Origin of the sequence: Yersinia alsatica (genome assembly GCF_902170305.1) — a bacterium.
In the GTDB taxonomy this organism is placed as follows: Bacteria; Pseudomonadota; Gammaproteobacteria; order Enterobacterales; family Enterobacteriaceae; genus Yersinia; species Yersinia alsatica.
In genome coordinates this window covers 64,283-83,539 of the sequence record NZ_CABHWW010000010.1, presented here as the reverse complement: position 1 = coordinate 83,539, position 19,257 = coordinate 64,283, and the positions used below count along the sequence as shown (strand labels likewise).

Below are 19,257 nucleotides of genomic sequence, written 5' to 3'. Positions count from 1 at the left end.
ATCAGACACTCATGAGTTAACATTAATACTCTCAGTTGCCAGCCTCTTGGCCCTATTTATTCTCAAAGCTCTACGCCCGAAATGGCCAGCTCCTCTTATTGTGATGACGATCGCCACACTATTAAGTGGATATCTAGATTTTAGCTCGAGGGGAATAGCTATTATTGGTAGCTTAGGCCAAGGGTTGCCACATATAAGCATGCCGCATTTTGACCCTAACTTATTGCGCGAACTTATTGTCCCATCACTCAATCTTGCCGTGATCAGTATTGTTAGCTTTATGATGACAGTACAAAGTTTTGCCAGTAAAAATGGTTATGAGGTCGATATTGATAAAGAGCTATATGCTTTAGGTTATATCAATATCGTTGCCGGATTATCACAAGGATTCGCCGTCAGTGCAGCAACAAGCCGGACTGCAGTTAATGATGATAATGGTGGTAAAACTCAAATGGTCTCGGTGGTTGCTGCCTTAATGATTGCCTTGGTGCTTTTATTCTTGACGCAAGCTCTTAGTTTCATTCCATTAGGAACTCTTGGGGCAGTTCTTATTTATGCCGCATGGTCAATGTTCAGTTTTAAAGCTATTTTCTCCATGCGAGTACAGAATCGCTCAGCCTACATCCTGACTCTATTTACCTTAATTGCTGTGTTATTCGTAGGATTGATTGACGGTATCGGATTTGCCATTATTCTTGGGCTACTGCAATTCCTTCGCACCGTATTCAAACCAACAGACCAGTTACTGGGTGTTGATAATCAAGGAATAATTCACTCTATTGATGCTGAAAATAATATTAAACCTATTGATGGTTTAATAATGTATCGCTTCAACTCTATATTAACCTATTTTAATGCGACCTATTTTAAAAAACGCGTAACCCAGCTAATTAGTAATGCTCCTATTACACCTCACTGGCTAGTTGTCGATGCAGCCACTTGCTTTACATATAATGATGCCAGTGTATTTTCGATGCTTAAAGAGCTGATCCCGACGTTGAGGGAAAAAGGCGTGACGCTTATTCTTGCCGGTCGTAACAAAGAATTATCCCTCTGGCTAACGAAAAACGATATGTCACATTACACTGAAGAGATTATTTTAGTGCCTGACCTCTATTTTGCTGTCCAAATGATTCAGAAAGATGAAATACAGTCGAAAATTAAGAGACAAAAAACTGCCATAAAATCTGCCCAAGATATTTGACCACACTGATGGGAGGAATGAGGCCAGTAGTGGTCAGGAAATACCGGTTGATGGTCATACATCGTTTATAAGATTCGTTGATCTGACACGGCATACACCCTTGGCAAAATCAGTATATTTATTAGACATAAACACAACGCAAGGAGCGTTATATGTCACAGCAAGAACAGTTCTGCCAAGCCTGCGGTATGCCGATGTCAGCTGCGGATGCACAAGGCGCGAGCGATAAATACTGCGCATATTGCAGCGACTCTGAAGGTCATCTTAAATCTTGGGAAGAGGCCGTTTCCGGTCTGGCTGAATTCCTCGACTCCTGGCAAAAAGTCGGGGCTGAAGAAGCTCGCAAACGGGCAAAGCGCTATTTGACGGCAATGCCTGCCTGGGCACATAAAGCTGACGACTAACCCACTCATGCCTAACGCCAGCCGCTATGCCGTCGTCATACTGCATGAAATCTATGGCATTAATCATCATATCCGGCGCGAGCACGATAAGTGGCAAGGGCGCGGGTTCGACGTCTATATCCCAGCCCTGTTTCCTCATACCACCCCTTTCGGCTATGCGCAGCAAGATAAAGCTTGCTGCCATTTTTCAGAAAACGTTGGCTTTGATCCCACCCGCGTGGTTGCACTGCTGACTAAATTAAGAGCAAAGTACAGTAAGCTGCTGGTTGTGGGATACAGCGTCGGCGCTACACATGCGTGGCTGGCTGCCAGAAGCGATTTATGCGACGGCGTTATCTGCCATTATGGATCCCGTATTCGTCAATACAGCGATATTGCTCCACCCTGCCCGGCACTGATTATTATTGCCCGCTACGAGCCATCATTCGATACTCTACTGATGCAACAAGAGCTGGAAAAACTGCCGTTAGTACAGTGTGTTATGTTCGATGCACCTCACGGATTTTGTGATGCAGATAGCCCAGCATTTAATGCCGAGCTGGCACATCAAGCATCTAAAAAGGCAGCAGAGTTTGCGGACACCATTATCTCAGTAAAGGTATAAATACGGGTTTAGATCCTAGGGATATACATGAAGAAATATATTCATCACGTAAAGCAGCATCAGCCATTAATCCCTGGAATGGATGCAATATCATTACTGACCGAACACTCGTTTCCCCGTCATTCACATGACCAATTTGGCATTGGTATTGTCATTCAGGGAACACAGCGCTCCTGGAGTCACCTGGGGAATGTGCAAGCCAGTGCGGGGGACATCATTATGGTTAATCCGGGAGAAATCCATGATGGACAACCGCTACAGGGGCCGCGCGGATGGCATATGATTTTTTTCGAACCTGACGTAATGGCGCAAGAACTACAGCATGATTCTAAAACTCAGGATATTCTGATGTCTCCTGTCATCACTGATCCGGCACTCAGTAGCCATATGAGGACGATGTTCGATAAAATAAATGCACCTCATCCTGACAGTACCGCGATTGAAGAGGCTTTTATTCTGAGCCTAATGCGAGTCACTCAATATCATATTTTTTCAAAGTTACCACTCAAAAAATATACTCCCCCGGTCATACTGGCTAAACAATATCTTGATGATTGTCCTGAGGAAAAAATCACACTCAGTCAGTTGGCTGCTCTTTGTGATATCAGCCGTTTTCAGCTAATACGTGCATTTTCACATGAGTTAGGTATTACACCGCACGCATACTTAGTTCAGTCACGTATACGTCTGGCCCGGAAATTACTGTCGGGTGGGAAAACAATTATCGATACGGCACTAATGACAGGGTTTGCTGACCAAAGTCATCTGACCCGTGCTTTCCAGAAGCAATTTGGCATGACTCCCGGTTATTTTTTATCAGCCAGAGAGTAATTCTCACCTGCAATTTTCTTCAAGACACACCAGCTAAATATACCAGACACTCTGCATTACCTATTTCGATGACGTAAAGAGATACACCATGCAGATGAGTAGCGAATTTTTGATAACATCACTTATCGTAGTTATATCGCCGGGTACTGGGGCGCTTTATACCATTGCCACCGGCCTGGGGAGCGGAGTAAAGCAAAGTCTTATTGCTGCGGTAGGTTGTACCCTAGGTATTATTCCTCATATGTTGGCGGCCATTACTGGGCTGGCGGCTATATTTCATACCAGCGCCGCAGCCTTTGGGATTATAAAATTCCTAGGCGTTATCTGGTTACTGTATATGGCATGGATAACCCTCAAGCAAAATGGCCCATTACAAATTGAAAGTACCAATGAAACCGCCACGCCTTTAAAAGTTATTGTTCATGCGGTCTTAATCAACCTACTTAATCCAAAACTGTCACTGTTTTTTTTAGCATTTCTACCACAGTTTATCAGTACTGAAACCGCTTCCCCGACAAATGACATGCTGATACTCAGCGGTATTTTCATGCTAATGACACTGCTGATTTTTATGTTATATGGCGTGTTTTCTTCTTTCATGCGCGGTCATATATTATCCCGCCCCAAAGTCATGAAAATATTGCGAGCGAGTTTCTCGTTGAGTTTTATTGGGCTGGGAATCAAGCTTATCCTGACACAGCGCGAATAAAGAGTATGAAAGAAACTCGTCGTAGATGACAAAGTAAAATAGTGAAAAAGTGAGTCCTACAAAAACAGCTTTCTTTTCATAAAAATAAATTTAGTCAAAATCTTGCGGCCATTCACATCATTCACACAAGCGGAAATTTATCCGAACTAATAAACCGCCCAGTAACTCACTGTGCAATAACTCTGGGCGGGTTTTATGGTAAGTCGTAATGTCTTTTACCAAGGCTAACCCCAGCCCGGCGCCGGGCTGCTCACCCACATTGTCCAGCCGGTGAAATGGCATCAGTGCTTGTACAGCTTCATCTTGTGCAATGCCGGGGCCGCTGTCTTCTATTTCCAACAAACAGCACTCTGCTTCCTTGCCGATAACCAACCTTACCGTCACCACGCCTTGCTTTGGTGTGTATTTCAACGCGTTATCTAGCAAGTTGTCGCACAGTTCGGTCAACAACAAAGCATCTCCTTCGATCCAGCAATCAGACGCCCCCTCATAGCCCAGATCAATCTGCTTACTGCGGGCTTGGGCAAGATGCGCGAAACACGCATCTCGTAATAGTGGGCCAAGATTAACCGGCTGGAGCTTGCGCTCGTGCACTTTCATCCGGGATAACTGCAACAACCGATCAGTCAGAGAGACGGTATGATCCAGCGTCCCGCGCATCGCCAATAGGCTTTCACGCCATTGCCGTGGTTCGTCACTGGCCAGAGCCACCGCTACCTGCGTTTTCAACACCGTTAGCGGTGTACGCAATTGATGAGAGGCATCGGCACTAAAGCGCCCCTGCCGAGCCACCATTTCTCGTAAACGCTCGATGTAGCGATCAAAGGCCAATAACAAGGGTTCCATTTCTGACCATGGCAACACTTTGGGGAGCGGGGTTAGTTCACCGGGACTGCGGCGCAGCATCAGGCTCGACAGCTTACGTAATGGCTTGAGAATGCCTTTGAGTAAGATATAGGCCATTACCAGTGTCAATAGCACCAGCGTACCTTGGGTCAAAACTGCGGAGACCATGATCTGCTGTGCTAAATCATGGCGGGAAGCCAGCGTTTCAGCCACCAACACCATTGCCATCCCCATGACACCGGACTCATTAACCGGTTGATAAAGTGCGGCCACACGTATTGGCTTGCCTCGGTACTCGGCATCATAGAAATGCACCAATGCGGGGTAAAGAAGGGAGCGCGGCGTATTTAGCGGGAAAGGCGGCAAATCATTGTAGCCAGCAATACTTTTCCCCTCCGGCGTAATCACCTGATAGTAAAGCTGATCATTCATGTTACGTTCAAAGCTGTCGAGGACAATATAAGGGACATCAACCTCTAGCTGCCCATGACGGACAACTAACCGCTCAGCCACCGTTCGGGCAGAGGCTAATAGGGTACGATCATAAGCGAGCGTAGCGGCATTCATCGCACTGATATAGTGGGTATAAATAGAAATCCCCCCTAAAATCAATAAGGGTACGCCAAAAAACAGCAGCAATTGATGAAACAGCGAGCGCGGGGCTTTAAGCCATCGTGGCGCAAGAGTATTAGAGCGCTCCATCGGTGCATTCCAAGCTGTAACCTAAACCGCGTAAGGTTTGAATAGACACATTACTGCCGTGTAACTTTTTACGCACCCGATGCACATACAGTTCAATACTTTCTGGATTGGCATCATCGGATAAGGTAAATACCTGCTCGAATAGCTGTTGTTTGGCAACCGGCCTACCCCGGCGGTGCATCAGTGACGTTAATACTGCCGATTCCCGCGGTGTCAGCGCCAATGGCTTATTGGTCAACAGAAAGTATCCTTCGTCGTGATAAGTCAAATCACCAAACTGCACCACCTGCCCGCTTCCCCCAACACTACGCCGTAATAGAGCACGTATCCGCGCCTCCAATTCATCCATTTCGAACGGTTTCGTCAAATAGTCATCGGCCCCCAAGTTCAACCCTTTCACCCGGTCTGCCACTTCCGTTCTGGCAGTTAGCAGCAACACCGGCAGCGTTTGCCCACGCTTACGTAGCCGTGCCAGCAGGTCTAACCCATTCAGGCGTGGCAACGCCACATCCAATACCACCAGTGCGTAATTTTCGTTTTGCAGCAAATGATCGGCAGCAACACCATCATTTGCCACATCCACAGCGAAGCCCGCATGAGTCAATGCTTTTTGTAACCAGTGAGATAACTCGGGGTGATCTTCTACCAACAAGAGACGCATATCACATCCTGCACTTTTTCCTTCCCATTGAAAGGTAACTGAAAGGTTAATCTATTAACAATTCAGCAACCTCGCAATCGCGGGAAGGCTCACAATTTAGAAGAAAATAATAAGGGAATAATATGAAAAGAATAATTACCCGCACCTTAGCCGCCTCGGTTTTGCTCTTGACGGCACAAATGGCACAGGCCATCGACGCGCCTAACCGAACAGAATGTATTGCGCCTGCCAAACCCGGTGGCGGCTTTGACCTTACCTGTAAATTGATTCAAGTTTCCCTGCAAGAGACTAAAGCGATTGACCGCCCGATGCGGGTGACTTACATGCCGGGTGGTGTTGGCGCGGTAGCCTATAACGCCATTGTGGCGCAGCGCCCAGCAGAATTCGGCACAGTGGTCGCCTTCTCCGGCGGTTCCTTACTGAATCTGGCACAAAATAAATTTGGCCGTTATAGCCCTGACGATGTGAAGTGGCTGGCGGCCATCGGTACTGATTACGGCATGATTGCCGTGCGGGCTGACTCTCCCTATAAAACACTAAAAGATCTGATGGATGCCTTTAAACAGGACCCTAATAGTGTGGTATTCGGGGCCGGTGCCTCAATTGGCAGCCAGGACTGGATGAAAACGGCGTTATTGGCCCGCGAGGTGGGCGTTGATCCCCATAAAATGCGCTATGTGGCCTTTGAGGGTGGCGGCGAACCGGTTACCGCATTGTTAGGCAACCATATTCAGGCAGTATCTGGGGATTTAAGTGAAATGGTGCCCTATCTGGCAGGCGACAAATTACGGGTATTGGCCGTTTATGCAGAACAACGCCTGCCCGGTCAACTCGCTAATATTCCGACCGCTAAAGAACAGGGCTTCAATTTAGTGTGGCCGATTATTCGTGGCTTCTATCTGGGGCCGAAGGTTAGTGATGCCGAATATCAGTGGTGGACGGATACCTTTAATACTCTGGTACAAACTGACGAGTTCAAAAAACAGAGGGAATTACGCGGCTTATTTGAGTTCAACCTAACCGGCAAAGAGCTGGATGTTTATGTCAAAAAACAGATTGAACAATATCGTGAGCAAGCCAAAGCATTCGGGTTGGCCAAATAATTAAGGAGCAAGATGATGAGCGATCGTATTTTTGCCAGTATCTGGATACTGCTTTGCATCAGCGGCTTATTTATCGGCTGGGGAATTCAAAGCGAATATAGCTACGAGCCGCTAGGGCCGCGTCCTTTCCCCATGGCCATTCTGGCGTTAATGACACTCTGCGCGCTGCTTTTGCTGCTACGTAAACCAGATGTGATTGCCTGGCCGCACGCCAAAGTATTGCAGCGCTTGTTAGTGATGGTGATAACGCTGGTGCTCTATGCCTGGGGGTTTGAGTCACTTGGATTTCCGCTGGCGACCGCCCTACTAACATTCAGCATCGCATTGTTATTTGAGGCAAAAATATGGGTCGCTGCGCTGTCCGGCGTGGTTCTGGGCACGTCATTATTCTACGCCTTTGACTATTTACTTGATGTCACCTTGCCGCTTGGCGTTTGGCTGAACTAACGAGGCTGTGATGGAAACTTGGATGTATTTATCGCAAGGATTTGAGGTGGCATTAACACCGCAAAACCTGATGATTGCCCTGATAGGCTGCTTTATCGGTACCATTGTTGGCTTACTCCCAGGACTGGGGCCGATCAACGGCGTAGCCATTTTGCTACCACTCGCTTTTGCTCTAAAACTCCCCGCAGAGTCTGCATTGATCTTGCTGGCCACGGTTTATATCGGTTGTGAATATGGCGGGCGTATCTCATCCATATTACTGAACGTTCCCGGTGATGCTGCCGCCATCATGACCGCCCTCGATGGTTATCCGATGGCGCAGCAAGGTCGTGCCGGTGTGGCGCTATCTATTTCAGCAGTTAGCTCATTTGTTGGTTCAATCTTGGCTATTGGTGGGATTATTCTGTTCGCACCGCTGTTGGCGCAGTGGTCACTGGCCTTCGGGCCATCAGAGTATTTCGCGCTGATGGTCTTTGCCATTGCCTGCCTTGGCAGCATGATGAGCCAAAACCCCTTAAAGTCACTGCTTGCCGCCTTAATCGGATTGGGGCTGGCAACTGTGGGTGTTGATGCAAACACCGGCGTTTACCGCTTCACATTTGATAGTGTCCATCTCTCGGATGGGATCCAATTTATCGTGGTGGTAATCGGCTTGTTCTCGGTCAGTGAAATCTTGTTGATGCTGGAAAGTACCAGCACCGGCCAGAAGCTGGTGCGTAAAACCGGTCGTCTGATGTTCAACCGTAAAGAAGCGGCTGAATGTGTTGGGCCAACACTGCGATCTTCAGTCATCGGTTTCTTTGTCGGGATTTTGCCGGGGGCCGGGGCCACTATCGCCAGTGCACTGACCTACATGACCGAAAAGCGCATCAGTGGCAACAGTGATAGCTTTGGTAAAGGCGATATTCGCGGGGTTGCCGCACCTGAAGCGGCAAATAATGCATCTGCCTGTGGGTCTTTTATTCCAATGCTGACTCTGGGCGTTCCTGGCTCAGGCACCACAGCGGTAATGATGGGCGCATTGACCCTGTATAACATCACGCCAGGGCCGGCGATGTTCACCGAGCAACCGGATATTGTCTGGGGGTTAATTGCCTCTCTGTTGATAGCCAACGTCATATTACTGCTGATGAACCTGCCTCTGGTTGGTTTCTTCACCCGCATGCTAACCATTCCGTTGTGGTTCCTGGTACCCGCCATTGCCGCCGTCTCTGCGGTAGGGGTTTATGCCGTCCACAGCACCACTTTCGACCTGATGCTGATGGTGGGGTTGGGTATCTTCGGCTATCTGCTCAGAAAAATGAATTTCCCCATGTCCCCGCTGATTTTAGGTTTTGTGTTGGGAGAAATGCTGGAGCAGAACTTGCGCCGCGCACTGTCCATTAGCAATGGAAGCTACGATATTTTGTGGTCGAGCCCCATCGCCAAAAGCTTACTAATCCTAGCGGTGGCGGTGTTGATTCTGCCGCCACTCCTACGAGTGGTACGTCGACTTCGCCAATCAAAGTCGGCAATTAATGAAGGGTAAAATCTGACTGACATGACTCCGGGGCTAATAATTATAGGATTATTGGCCCCGATTTTTAGGGCTTGTCACAAGCGAATAGACTGGATTGGCTACGCATAAAGGTAGGATAAGCTGGCGTCATATAGGCTAATTTATAAATTAACAATATGATAATAAAAGTTTTTCAGACATAAGATGACAAAAGAGTGGCGATATTTTTACGGGGCAGCATGAAGCAATACCTTGAAGAAAATAGAGTGTTAAATCATCTATATTTTGCCCGAGAAGTGGCGGTAACCCGGCCGGAATAAATCAGGTTTTCGATTTGCGGCCATCAGGCCGCCCTGTTCCGGCAAAAGAGTGGTAGAATCACAGCGTTAACTCACTAAACAGTAAGAATGAATGACCGTCGAAACGCAGCTCAATCCTACACAGCCCGTAAATCAGCAAATTTATCGAATTCTTCGTCGAGACATTGTGCATTGCCTTATTGCGCCGGGCACGCCGCTTTCTGAAAAAGAGGTTTCTGTCCGTTTTAATGTTTCTCGCCAGCCGGTTCGTGAAGCGTTTATCAAACTGGCGGAGAACGGTCTGATCCAAATTCGCCCCCAGCGCGGCAGCTATGTGAACAAAATTTCGTTATCGCAGGTGCGTAACGGCTGTTTTGTACGCCAGGCAATTGAATGCGCGGTTGTTCGTCGTGCAGCATCGATGATAACCGACAGCCAATGCTACCAACTGGAACAGAATCTTAACCAGCAGCGCGTTGCCATCGACCATAAGCAGATTAATGATTTCTTCGAGCTCGATGATGATTTTCACCAGCAACTGGCGGTTATTGCTGATTGCCAGCTAGCGTGGGACACCGTTGAAAACATTAAGGCGACAATTGACCGAGTCCGCTATATGAGCTTGGATCATATTTCACCGCCAGAGATGCTGCTACGTCAACATCTGGAGATTTTTACTGCCCTTGAAAAGCATGATGGTGATGCAGTAGAACGCGCGATGACGATACATCTGCAAGAGATTGGTGAGTCTGTACAGTTGATTCGTCAGGAAAATAGCGACTGGTTTAGTGAAGAATAGTGATGTGAATACCGCCCCAAAGCGGTATTCATCGCCTGTTTATTTCAGCTTTGCGGCATATTTTGCAACAGTAGCTTTTGCGCCATCCGCCAGAAGCGACAGATACGCCTCTTTCACTCTCTTCGTAAACTGCTCAACCTGCGGGAGTTCATTGCCAAAGATGGCGTCAATATCCAGCAGTGCCTGAACGCGATTTTCACCTTCTTTACTTTCTTGTACCGCTTTTTGGATCACTAGCAGCAGAGGATCACTGACTTCAATCACATTGCCTTGTTCATCTACCCCGCCGACATAACGCATCCAGCCTGCCACGCCCAGCGCCAGTAACTCGAAACTGCTGTTATGTGCTAAATGCCAGCGAATAGAGTCCAACATACGCTGAGGAAGTTTTTGGCTACCGTCCATGGCGATCTGCCAGGTACGATGACGCAGCGCCGGGTTACTGTAACGGTCAATCAGCAGATCGGCGTAACGCGCAAGATCCACACCCTGCACTTTCAGTGTCGGCGCTTGTTCTTGCAGCATCAGTGCGCGCGCGGTAAGACGATAATTTTCGTCACCCATACAGTCGTTAATATGTTGATAACCCGCCAAATAGCCCAGATATGCCAGGAAGGAGTGACTTCCGTTGAGCATACGCAATTTCATCTCTTCAAAAGGAATGACATCAGCGACCAGCTCTGCGCCCGCCTTTTCCCACTCAGGGCGACCAGCAACAAAATTATCTTCAATCACCCACTGACGGAATGGCTCGCACGCCACCCCAGCAGAATCATGTACGCCGGTCAGTTGCTCAATTTTATCCAGCGTGTCTGCCGTTACGGCTGGCACAATACGGTCAACCATCGTGGAGGGGAAAGTGACATTCTGCTCAATCCATGTGGCCAGATCAGCATCAACGGCACGAGCATAAGCGGTGATCACATTGCGTACCACATGGCCGTTTTCAGGCATGTTGTCGCAGGACATCACAGTAAATGCCGGTAAACCCGCTACTTTACGGCGAGCCAGCGCTTCAACCACCACGCCGAGTGCGGTTTTTGGCTGCTTGCGGTTCTGTAGATCGGCGGTGATCATCGGGTGATCCAGCATGAGTTGACCAGTTGCCGGGGAATGACAGTATCCCTTCTCCGTAATTGTCAGCGAAACAATAGCGACCAGTGGTTCACACAGCGCGTTCAATACCGACTCCAGTCCATCAACCTCTGCATGTAGCGCATTTTTCACCACGCCAACCACTCTTGCCGTCCAGGCATCCGCTGACATTTCCGCTACGGTGTAGAGGTTATCCTGCTGCTTCAGATCGGCAATCTGCTGTTCGCCGCCGATCAGGTTAACTTCGCAATAGCCCCAGTCACTGTTGTGCTCGGTAGCCAAAATATCGGTATACACTCCTTGGTGAGCACGGTGAAACGCACCAAAACCAAGATGAACCATACGTGGAACCAGCTTAGTGCGATCATAGCCAGGAAGTGTAGCCTTTGCCGTTAAGAGCTTATTTTGCATTGTATGACCTACTTTATAATAAAATCAGGACGTCTTTAAGGAAGCGCCTATATAGTTTTTGAACGAAGCTTTTCGTCATCATTATTAAGTTATGTGACACCCCTACGTAGAGGTGTCGCGGTATTAACTTAATGTTGTCGCCGACTTGGTTGCTTTGGCCACCGTATCATCCGCATCGCACCACAGTGCGTCATAAGAGTATCCGGTTAAGTCTTCAACAATTCGGCGAGTCTCTGGCCCCACATCCTGCTTCAGGCCATGAGCTTTCAAACGATCCACCTCATCAACAAAGATTTTATGCGTGCGTTTGTTCAAGTGGAATGTAACCGCCTGCCATAGTGCCAGCAGTAGTAAACCTGCGGTTCCGGCAAACAATAACGTCGCGATGGTATTGATCGCCTGCTCAGGCTGCACCAGACTCCCCTTCTCAAACCCACCGTTCTGTAGCATCAGCCCCACAATAAAGGTGGCGATGGCAACCGTCGTTTTACGCGAGAAAGTCATCACCGCAGCAAACAAACCTTCGCGACGCTGGCGAGTGATCATCTCGTCAATATCCGGAATGAAAGGAAACACATTCCACGGAGTGAACTCCAGTACACAGCGACCAACCTGATACAGGGCTGCCAGAATCAGCAGCACGGTAACTTTGTTCCCCATCGGGAACTGATAAACCATGAACAAACCGGCCAGACACAGCATCATCAATGTGTATGCAAAAACATATAGGCGCGAAGGACCGTATTTAATGATCGCCACCCCAGCTAACAAAGTGACCGGCAGACCAACAATACTCATCGATAACAGCGTACCGGCCAGCGATGAAGAAACATTCAGGCAGTAAACACAGAAGAAAACAAACACCGTGTTATAGACATCTTTTGCAGTAAAGGAAAACAGATAAATGGCCAGATGTTTTCTGAATGCGCGAACCTTTAATGTCGATCCATATTCCTTAAACAGTCCGCCAACCATGACTAATTTTTCGCTGAATGTTGTTGGCTGATTGCTGCGTTCCAGTTCTTGCAACATTTCTGGGGTTAAATCGCGCTCCCATGTCACTTTCCAAGAAATGAACACACACAGCATGAATAGGACCGCAAAAACCACGCCATTAATAAAATAGGCATTAGGATCGTGCTCACCAAAATGGCCAATTAATAGACCAGGAATAAAGGTGGCCAGAAATGTACCTGATGCAGAGAGGAACATGCGGCACGTCGAGAGTTTGGTTCGGGAATTAAAATCCTTCGTCATTTCTGAGGGCAGCGTTTCCCATGGAATTAACACAACCGCGGCAATGATTTCGAATGCCAGATATACCGTAAGGTAAAACCAGAAACTCATTCCAGTTACCCACAGCAGAATATAAACCAACATTAATGGCGCGCCGATAAGTAAAAAGAAGCGCCTTCTGCCAAACCTTTTACCTAATGCATTTTTATAAAAGTGGTCAGTAAAAGATCCCATAAATAAACTAACAATGGCATCGACGATCCTCGCAATCGCGACAATTGATGCCGCCTCGACCGGAGATAAGCCCACAAAGGTGGTATAAAAGAAAAGTAACCAGGCGCCAATAACGGTAAATGCGCCGCCACCCATAATATCCGTCAGACCATATCCAATACTGACCGGAATGGTAATTTTGCGGTTGGTACGAGTCATGTTCTATCCTCACAGGGAGAGTATTAGAAGTTGAAATAGTTATTAGCGTTAGCGTGACAAATGTTTCTGATCATTCGCGTCAGAACTTCTTTATTATTTGGTACTTCACCTTTCTCAACCCACCCGCCAATAAGGTTGCAAAGGATCCTGCGAAAATAATCGTGTCGGGTATAAGAAACGAAACTGCGAGAATCCGTCAGCATGCCAACGAAATGCATGAGTAATCCTTGGTCAGCAAGACTATTGAGCTGACTTTCCATACCCCGACGTGTGTCGTTAAACCACCAGCCCGAACCAAACTGCATCGGAGATTTCACCCCGTGCTCGGCACTCTGGAAATTAGCGATAGTTGTCGCAATAACATCGTTGTAACTGGCATTGAGGTTATAAAGGATGGTTTTCGGTAACGCGTTTGCTTGTACCATCGCATCCAACAATTGATTGAGGGATGATGCCAAGTGCAATTGATCGTTGATCGAATCAAAACCGGCATTAATTCCCACTTGCTGACGCATTCGGCTGTTGTTATTACGAATAGCGCCAAAATGAATCTGCATCGCCCAGTTTCTAGCTTTGTAGTGCGCGGAGAGCATGATGAAAATGGCACTATTGAGCTGTATTTCTTCCTCATCAGTCAGGGATTGCCCCTCGGCCTTACGAGAAAAGAGATGGTTCGCATCTTCTGGCGAACAAGCCTTATATTGAATACTCACCGGGCCATGGTCGGAAATACGGCAGCCCACTTTATGAAACCAGTCAATACGTTTACCAATCGCATCAGCAAATTGATTAAAGGTATCTATTCTGATCTCAGTTAATTGAGCGAGTTTTGTAATAAAGAGTGCAAACTCAGCCGCTTTTTCATTAAAAACATCATCGGGGCGAAATGTCGGTAAAACCTTAATGGCAAAGGTTTGATCCTGCTGTAACAAACGATGATATTCCAGAGAATCCAGTGGTGCGTCAGTCGTACAAATAACCTCGACGTTTGACCGTTCCATGAGACGGCGCGGTTTAAAATCACTGTGTTTAATGAGCTGGTTACAGTGCGCCATAACCTCACGCCAATTCTGGCTATCGAGATTTATATTGCAGCCAAAATATTTGTTCAGCTCTAAGTGCGTCCAGTGATAAAGCGGATTACCGAATGCGGCTTCCACGGTTTCGGCCCAGGCACGGAATTTATCTTCTGCGCTGGCGTCTCCAGTAATAAAGCGTTCATTGATGCCATTAGCACGCATTGCCCGCCATTTATAATGGTCGCCCGCCAGCCAGAGCTGGGTAATATCTTCAAATGATTTATTTTCGTAAATATCTTTTGCTTCGAGATGACAATGATAATCGATGATCGGCAGATCTTTCGCGACGTCCTGATACAGCCGAACACCGACTTCATTGTCGATCATGAAATGATCGTTAATGAAGTCCATGTTTATTTTCCTGTATTCACTACTGAATCGTTGATTACCAGTTCCACAGCGTGCCATCTTCCAGACGGGCAACCGGTAAATGGGCGGGTTCATACGGATATTTCGCCGCCAGTTTTTCATCGAACTCAATACCGAGTCCTGGCTTATCCCCAGGGTGCATATAGCCGTTATCAAACGTCCAGTTGTGCGGGAAGACTTCCAGCATTTGCTCCGAATATCCCATGTATTCCTGAACGCCGAAATTGGGTACCCACAAGTCAAAGTGCAGCGCAGCAGCCATGCAAACTGGAGAGAGGTCAGACGGACCATGCGAGCCTGTACGAACCTGATATAGCGAAGCGAAGTCAGCAATGCGGCGCATTCCAGTGATACCGCCGGCGTGGGTAATGGTGGTGCGGATGTAGTCGATCAGCTGTTCTTCAATCAACTGTTTACAATCCCATATACTGTTAAAAACTTCACCGACAGCAATGGGTGTGACGGTATGCTGACGGATCAGACGGAAGCACTCCTGGTTTTCAGCAGGCGTGGGATCTTCCATCCAGAACAGCCGATAGTCCTCAATACTCTTGCCAAAACGCGCGGCTTCAATAGGCGTCAGGCGGTGATGCATGTCGTGCAGAAGATGCTCATTAAAACCGAACTTGTTGCGCACGGCTTCAAACAGTTTTGGCGTAAAATCGAGGTATTTCTCAGTTGACCACAGTTGCTCTTCCGGCCACTGCCCTTTGGTTGCAGGTTCGTAAGCCAGTCCTTTTCCCTTCGACATACCGTAAGTCGTTTTCATGCCCGGTACGCCGCACTGCACCCGAATAGCCTTGAAACCCATCTCTTTATGACGTGCATAATCTTCCAGCACATCGTCAACGCTATGGCCGGTGGTATGGCAATAAACCATCACTCCCTCACGGGATGCACCACCCAGTAATTGATACAGTGGCATATTGGCTGCTTTCGCTTTGATATCCCACAGCGCCATATCGACAGCAGAAATCGCCGACATGGTGACTGGCCCACGACGCCAGTAAGCACCTTTGTAAAAGAACTGCCAGATATCTTCGATACGGTGCGCATCACGCCCGATAAGCTGAGGACATAGATGATCTTTTAGATACGACGCAACAGACAGTTCACGCCCATTCAAAGTCGCGTCACCTAAACCGGTAATGCCATCTTCGGTCGTAATCTTCAGAGTGACGAAGTTACGTCCTGGACAGGTGACAAAGACTTCAGCCGCTACAATCTTCATTTTTTGTTCCTTACATCTCTTTTGCGATGTATAGAACTTACTCAACTCACATACTACCATACAAGTATAATTGCGATAAAATCGCGAGGCGATCACAAAAAACCGTCACTTTTGCAGAGTGAACAACATCAAAAACACACTGTTTTTATACGGATCAGTACCTGCGGTAGTAGCATGGGGAACTTGGTGCTGGCAGGGAACAATAACGCCCCCCAATATTTGACAGAGAGAAAGAAGCGCCGCAAACCTACAAAGATGTCATGAAGGATTACAACATTGGAGGTACCTACCAGAATATTGCGCAAGTCGCCATTGCGGCCCTGCAAGGGTTGGCGTGGGCGATAGGACCAAAGCATTGGCCGGTGCATCAGCCGCGTATCTGGCGCAGTTAATTAAAGATGTGGTCGGTGACGATAATGGAGCGGCACGTATTGATGCGCATGCGGTGCTGGGTGCGGTGCCTTCTCATTTACAAGGCAACAACGCCGCCGGTGGTATCGGAGCTTTAAGCGATGAACTGGCCGCCATCTACATCAAAAACAGTCTGTACCCGAATATCAATACCAAAGACCTCACAGAAGCAGGTTATTGTTAACCTGAGCTCTCTGGCCGCTGGACGATCCGGTGACATCTCCGGGGATAGCGCGGTACGGGTAGTGCCATTGCCAGGGCATAGGCCAGGAAGAATGTGGTGGAGAATAGCCATCTGAGTCAGGGTAGTCCGTAGAAATACACTGAGAAATATAAAGAATGTAACGGAAATACGGGTTGTTAGCAGAATATCCGTAAAAATATGGCTCAGGAATCGGCGGAAAATATTCAGAAGCTAAAATCGTGCTGGGATGCCGGTGATTCAGCTTGTGTTACAGAAACGCGTTCGAGAATAGAACTTGATGAGAAAGCTTATACTGATGAGTTTTTGAAGAAAACGTGGCCATTAACTCTGCGTTCTCCTGCCAGTACTGATATAAACATGTTTATATTTTATAGCCAATGGCTTATACGCATTGATCGCTTACAGCAAGGACATCATCATGCGCACTGATTACACCCATGCAGAAAATTTAAAAAAACTCCTGAATACCATTGACCCTTGGGCTGAAAGCCCTTTGTGGTTGAATAACCTCCATAAATTTATTGTTGAAGTTCACAATGCAGATCTTGAGACTCGTTCATCTGTTGAATTTCATCAGCGCCTGTGGACTCAAAACCCTGTCAGCAACGCCGCACAGGGAGCGATTGATGTGAGTAAAGCCATCGCTGATGAGTCATTTCGCCTTTGGGTGGCGGAACAATCTATGGAAAAGCTGGAGAATAAAGACACGGAAACGTGCGCGCTTTGGCTGCATAATTTTTATCAAGAGTTACTGATACGCATCCGGCAGTTTACTACTACGACACCCTATTTATTGACCATGCGAACTCTCGCTGCTCTATGGCCACGTAAATTCACAACGCTGAGTAGCTTTACACCGGCATATGACATTGCGCGAGTTTGGTTTGGCAGTACTGACTTTACGGCAACTAGGTTGCAACTGGCGCTTACAGATCACATGAATGACCTGCTGGGGAAAACCGGAGAAGATATGACGGCGGTTGCAGCACGTATGGCATTGCCGTGGTTAGCATTAAGATCCATACGCCAGAGTGAAAATCCAGAGCAATCAGAGGAACTGGGTAAATCGGGTGATATCATCTTACAGCACCGACCAGCAGAACAGCGTCGTAAAGGGTTGACCTCACTGACCGGAGGTATTAGCACGATAAAAAGTGTACTTTATTTTCTGGAAACGCCTAAGACACGAAACGATTTAATCGATTTTCTCCAGGAAGAGTTTCCTGATTCAAAAAACAGCACCTTAAGCACCATCATCAGCATACTCAGTAATGAATTCTTCGTTATTGAAAAAGACGGAGACCAATTTACCCTATCCTCACGCGGAGCAGCTTTTCTCAGAACCCAAGATCCACAGGAGCTAATCCCAGTGATGATCACCCATATTCTCGGGGTAGATCATGTGCTACTTGCCATGCGTGACGAGAGTAAAAGTTTTATACAACTGCTGGCTTTACTCAGAAAAGTGCATGCAGGATGGACATCTGAGACCGTACCCCGTTCAATACTCAGTTGGCTTATTCAACTTGGTTTAGTCAAAAAGGATGACCAGAAAGCTTACAATCTGACCGAAGAAGGTAATGTGTGGTCGAACCGGATTACCTGGCAGCCTGAATACCTGCCACAAGTCCCGGTTATTGAAACGGACTTACAACCGGATGGTGTTTCTGCTGAATTTGATGTGTATGCCCTCGATATAAGTGCAATTGTTAACGACGTCGTCAAAGATAGTGCTTTTCAACTCTGGCAGGTTGAACAACTTCATTTAGGTCTTTGGTCAAATAAACAACGACACTTCGCGATACTCGCCGGTCTCTCGGGATCAGGAAAGACACAACTCGCACTAAGGTATGCTCAGGCATTAGGTTCTCATCATTCTGGTTCTACCTTTGATGATGATAAAAAAACCTGGTTCATTCAGGCGGTCTTGCCAGGCTGGTACGATCCGTCGCCCCTATTAGGCTATATCAACCCGCTACGTCCAGAAAGTTATACACGGACCCCGTTGCTGAACTTCTTACTTGAGGCAGCCAATACCCCCGACAAACCGTTTGTGATCATCCTGGATGAAATGAACCTCTCCCATCCGGAGCATTACTTCGCACCATTCCTTTCAGCAATGGAGTCTGGTTCACCGTTGATGCTACATAGTGAAGGTGACATGTTCGATGGTGTGCCTGCTCGTATGCGTTACCCTTCTAATGTAGCTTTTATAGGTACTCTTAACATGGATGAAACGACTCATGGCCTGTCGGATAAAGTCCTCGACAGGGCGTGGACAATGGAGTTCTGGGATATCAATCTAGATGACTTCCCTAGTTGGACTAAGTACGGATTGACCAATGATGAACAGAGCCATGTTCGCAGAGTCTTAGAGGCACTCTTAGGGCACTTACAACCTGAACGATTACACTTCGGCTGGCGTACCATTGAAGATGTACTTAGCTATGTTTCACTCGCTCGTCAGTCTGACTCATTTAGGCTAGAAAACACCTTGGATGACGTGATCTATGCCCGCGTTCTGCCCAAGCTTCGCGGGTCAGATAGCGACCGTCTACGGCAGTTGCTGGCAGAATGTCATTCATCATGTGAAGCATTCCGCCTGATACGCTGCGCACGCAAAATAGCCTCGTTAACTGCTGATTTGGAAAATGCGGGCATGATGAGGTTCTGGCGCTAAT

Annotated in this window: 20 protein-coding genes; 14 read left to right on the top strand and 6 right to left on the bottom strand. The window is 47.5% G+C overall.

Annotation, left to right across the window (positions count from 1 at the left end; all coding sequences use genetic code 11):
* The 5 genes from FTA96_RS06690 to FTA96_RS06670 all read left to right on the top strand — a co-directional run.
* The coding region (locus tag FTA96_RS06690; RefSeq protein ID WP_145573441.1) for a SulP family inorganic anion transporter at positions 1-1,204 on the top strand (1,204 nt) is incomplete at its 5' end.
* A gap of 152 nt (positions 1,205-1,356) precedes the next feature.
* Complete coding sequence (locus FTA96_RS06685; protein WP_050133437.1) at positions 1,357-1,608, top strand: zinc ribbon domain-containing protein; 252 nt, start codon at positions 1,357-1,359, stop codon at positions 1,606-1,608.
* 7 nt (positions 1,609-1,615) lie between these two features.
* Positions 1,616-2,212 (top strand): dienelactone hydrolase family protein, encoded by a 597-nt coding sequence (locus tag FTA96_RS06680; protein WP_145573439.1) that lies wholly within the window; start codon positions 1,616-1,618, stop codon positions 2,210-2,212.
* Positions 2,213-2,239: 27 nt separating this feature from the next.
* Positions 2,240-3,043, top strand: coding sequence for an AraC family transcriptional regulator (locus FTA96_RS06675; protein ID WP_145573437.1), 804 nt, complete (start codon positions 2,240-2,242; stop codon positions 3,041-3,043).
* A gap of 94 nt (positions 3,044-3,137) precedes the next feature.
* The gene (locus tag FTA96_RS06670) at positions 3,138-3,752 is read left to right on the top strand and encodes a LysE family translocator (protein ID WP_050122550.1); all 615 of its coding nucleotides are present in this window, start codon (positions 3,138-3,140) and stop codon (positions 3,750-3,752) included.
* 117 nt (positions 3,753-3,869) lie between these two features.
* Here the strand turns inward: FTA96_RS06670 and FTA96_RS06665 are convergent, their stop codons facing one another.
* Together FTA96_RS06665 and tctD are read right to left on the bottom strand one after the other, a co-directional pair.
* Positions 3,870-5,300, bottom strand: coding sequence for a sensor histidine kinase (locus FTA96_RS06665; RefSeq protein WP_050108788.1), 1,431 nt, complete (start codon positions 5,298-5,300; stop codon positions 3,870-3,872).
* The gene (gene tctD, locus FTA96_RS06660; RefSeq protein WP_050122485.1) at positions 5,287-5,961 is read right to left on the bottom strand and encodes a transcriptional regulator TctD; all 675 of its coding nucleotides are present in this window, start codon (positions 5,959-5,961) and stop codon (positions 5,287-5,289) included. The genes FTA96_RS06665 and tctD overlap by 14 nt, the downstream gene beginning before the upstream one ends.
* 122 nt (positions 5,962-6,083) lie before the next feature.
* On the opposite strand from tctD, the gene FTA96_RS06655 reads away from it, so the two are divergent.
* The 4 genes from FTA96_RS06655 to FTA96_RS06640 all read left to right on the top strand — a co-directional run bounded on the left by FTA96_RS06655 (position 6,084) and on the right by FTA96_RS06640 (position 10,107).
* Positions 6,084-7,064 carry a Bug family tripartite tricarboxylate transporter substrate binding protein gene (locus tag FTA96_RS06655; RefSeq protein ID WP_050108792.1) on the top strand — a complete coding sequence of 327 codons (981 nt, stop codon included), beginning with the start codon at positions 6,084-6,086 and terminating at the stop codon, positions 7,062-7,064.
* A gap of 15 nt (positions 7,065-7,079) precedes the next feature.
* Positions 7,080-7,511 carry a tripartite tricarboxylate transporter TctB family protein gene (locus FTA96_RS06650; RefSeq protein ID WP_050108794.1) on the top strand — a complete coding sequence of 144 codons (432 nt, stop codon included), beginning with the start codon at positions 7,080-7,082 and terminating at the stop codon, positions 7,509-7,511.
* Between the two features lie 10 nt (positions 7,512-7,521).
* Positions 7,522-9,039 carry a tripartite tricarboxylate transporter permease gene (locus FTA96_RS06645; RefSeq protein ID WP_050108796.1) on the top strand — a complete coding sequence of 506 codons (1,518 nt, stop codon included), beginning with the start codon at positions 7,522-7,524 and terminating at the stop codon, positions 9,037-9,039.
* A 381-nt stretch (positions 9,040-9,420) separates the two neighbouring features.
* Positions 9,421-10,107, top strand: a complete 687-nt coding sequence (locus FTA96_RS06640; RefSeq protein ID WP_050144963.1) for a GntR family transcriptional regulator — start codon at positions 9,421-9,423, stop codon at positions 10,105-10,107.
* A 39-nt stretch (positions 10,108-10,146) separates the two neighbouring features.
* On the opposite strand, the gene FTA96_RS06635 is transcribed toward FTA96_RS06640, so the two are convergent.
* From FTA96_RS06635 to rspA, 4 genes are all read right to left on the bottom strand, one after another.
* On the bottom strand, positions 10,147-11,613 hold the full coding sequence (locus FTA96_RS06635; RefSeq protein WP_145573435.1) for a mannitol dehydrogenase family protein: 1,467 nt from the start codon (positions 11,611-11,613) through the stop codon (positions 10,147-10,149).
* A 123-nt stretch (positions 11,614-11,736) separates the two neighbouring features.
* Positions 11,737-13,281, bottom strand: a complete 1,545-nt coding sequence (locus FTA96_RS06630) for an MFS transporter (RefSeq protein ID WP_145573433.1) — start codon at positions 13,279-13,281, stop codon at positions 11,737-11,739.
* A 23-nt stretch (positions 13,282-13,304) separates the two neighbouring features.
* Positions 13,305-14,711 (bottom strand): glucuronate isomerase, encoded by a 1,407-nt coding sequence (uxaC, locus tag FTA96_RS06625; protein WP_050133453.1) that lies wholly within the window; start codon positions 14,709-14,711, stop codon positions 13,305-13,307.
* 34 nt (positions 14,712-14,745) lie between these two features.
* A complete protein-coding gene (rspA, locus tag FTA96_RS06620) occupies positions 14,746-15,960 on the bottom strand; it encodes a starvation-sensing protein RspA (RefSeq protein ID WP_050108807.1) in 1,215 nt (404 codons plus the stop codon).
* A 260-nt stretch (positions 15,961-16,220) separates the two neighbouring features.
* Between rspA and FTA96_RS23760 the strand changes: the two genes are divergently transcribed.
* The 5 genes from FTA96_RS23760 to FTA96_RS06605 all read left to right on the top strand — a co-directional run bounded on the left by FTA96_RS23760 (position 16,221) and on the right by FTA96_RS06605 (position 19,256).
* Positions 16,221-16,352: a hypothetical protein gene (locus FTA96_RS23760; protein ID WP_391592623.1), complete on the top strand. Its 132-nt coding sequence runs from the start codon at positions 16,221-16,223 to the stop codon at positions 16,350-16,352.
* The gene (locus tag FTA96_RS23240; RefSeq protein ID WP_050108809.1) at positions 16,295-16,555 is read left to right on the top strand and encodes a hypothetical protein; all 261 of its coding nucleotides are present in this window, start codon (positions 16,295-16,297) and stop codon (positions 16,553-16,555) included. The genes FTA96_RS23760 and FTA96_RS23240 overlap by 58 nt, the downstream gene beginning before the upstream one ends.
* The gene (locus tag FTA96_RS23755) at positions 16,473-16,670 is read left to right on the top strand and encodes a VENN motif pre-toxin domain-containing protein (RefSeq protein ID WP_391592622.1); all 198 of its coding nucleotides are present in this window, start codon (positions 16,473-16,475) and stop codon (positions 16,668-16,670) included. Before FTA96_RS23240 ends, FTA96_RS23755 begins: the two co-directional genes overlap by 83 nt.
* A gap of 83 nt (positions 16,671-16,753) precedes the next feature.
* Positions 16,754-17,005 carry a hypothetical protein gene (locus FTA96_RS06610; protein WP_050108811.1) on the top strand — a complete coding sequence of 84 codons (252 nt, stop codon included), beginning with the start codon at positions 16,754-16,756 and terminating at the stop codon, positions 17,003-17,005.
* The gene (locus tag FTA96_RS06605) at positions 16,995-19,256 is read left to right on the top strand and encodes an McrB family protein (protein ID WP_134957242.1); all 2,262 of its coding nucleotides are present in this window, start codon (positions 16,995-16,997) and stop codon (positions 19,254-19,256) included. The genes FTA96_RS06610 and FTA96_RS06605 overlap by 11 nt, the downstream gene beginning before the upstream one ends.
* The last annotated feature ends 1 nt before the right edge of the window (position 19,257 follow it).

What these genes read in the sequence shown, in the direction of transcription:
- FTA96_RS06685 (WP_050133437.1), top strand. Translation starts at nt 1,357, where the DNA reads ATGTCACAGCAAGAACAGTTCTGCCAAGCCTGCGGTATGCCGATGTCA.
- FTA96_RS06680 (WP_145573439.1), top strand. Translation starts at nt 1,616, where the DNA reads ATGCCTAACGCCAGCCGCTATGCCGTCGTCATACTGCATGAAATCTAT.
- FTA96_RS06675 (WP_145573437.1), top strand. Translation starts at nt 2,240, where the DNA reads ATGAAGAAATATATTCATCACGTAAAGCAGCATCAGCCATTAATCCCT.
- FTA96_RS06670 (WP_050122550.1), top strand. Translation starts at nt 3,138, where the DNA reads ATGAGTAGCGAATTTTTGATAACATCACTTATCGTAGTTATATCGCCG.
- FTA96_RS06665 (WP_050108788.1), bottom strand. Translation starts at nt 5,300, where the DNA reads ATGGAGCGCTCTAATACTCTTGCGCCACGATGGCTTAAAGCCCCGCGC.
- tctD (WP_050122485.1), bottom strand. Translation starts at nt 5,961, where the DNA reads ATGCGTCTCTTGTTGGTAGAAGATCACCCCGAGTTATCTCACTGGTTA.
- FTA96_RS06655 (WP_050108792.1), top strand. Translation starts at nt 6,084, where the DNA reads ATGAAAAGAATAATTACCCGCACCTTAGCCGCCTCGGTTTTGCTCTTG.
- FTA96_RS06650 (WP_050108794.1), top strand. Translation starts at nt 7,080, where the DNA reads ATGAGCGATCGTATTTTTGCCAGTATCTGGATACTGCTTTGCATCAGC.
- FTA96_RS06645 (WP_050108796.1), top strand. Translation starts at nt 7,522, where the DNA reads ATGGAAACTTGGATGTATTTATCGCAAGGATTTGAGGTGGCATTAACA.
- FTA96_RS06640 (WP_050144963.1), top strand. Translation starts at nt 9,421, where the DNA reads ATGACCGTCGAAACGCAGCTCAATCCTACACAGCCCGTAAATCAGCAA.
- FTA96_RS06635 (WP_145573435.1), bottom strand. Translation starts at nt 11,613, where the DNA reads ATGCAAAATAAGCTCTTAACGGCAAAGGCTACACTTCCTGGCTATGAT.
- FTA96_RS06630 (WP_145573433.1), bottom strand. Translation starts at nt 13,281, where the DNA reads ATGACTCGTACCAACCGCAAAATTACCATTCCGGTCAGTATTGGATAT.
- uxaC (WP_050133453.1), bottom strand. Translation starts at nt 14,711, where the DNA reads ATGGACTTCATTAACGATCATTTCATGATCGACAATGAAGTCGGTGTT.
- rspA (WP_050108807.1), bottom strand. Translation starts at nt 15,960, where the DNA reads ATGAAGATTGTAGCGGCTGAAGTCTTTGTCACCTGTCCAGGACGTAAC.
- FTA96_RS23760 (WP_391592623.1), top strand. Translation starts at nt 16,221, where the DNA reads ATGAAGGATTACAACATTGGAGGTACCTACCAGAATATTGCGCAAGTC.
- FTA96_RS23755 (WP_391592622.1), top strand. Translation starts at nt 16,473, where the DNA reads ATGAACTGGCCGCCATCTACATCAAAAACAGTCTGTACCCGAATATCA.
- FTA96_RS06610 (WP_050108811.1), top strand. Translation starts at nt 16,754, where the DNA reads ATGGCTCAGGAATCGGCGGAAAATATTCAGAAGCTAAAATCGTGCTGG.
- FTA96_RS06605 (WP_134957242.1), top strand. Translation starts at nt 16,995, where the DNA reads ATGCGCACTGATTACACCCATGCAGAAAATTTAAAAAAACTCCTGAAT.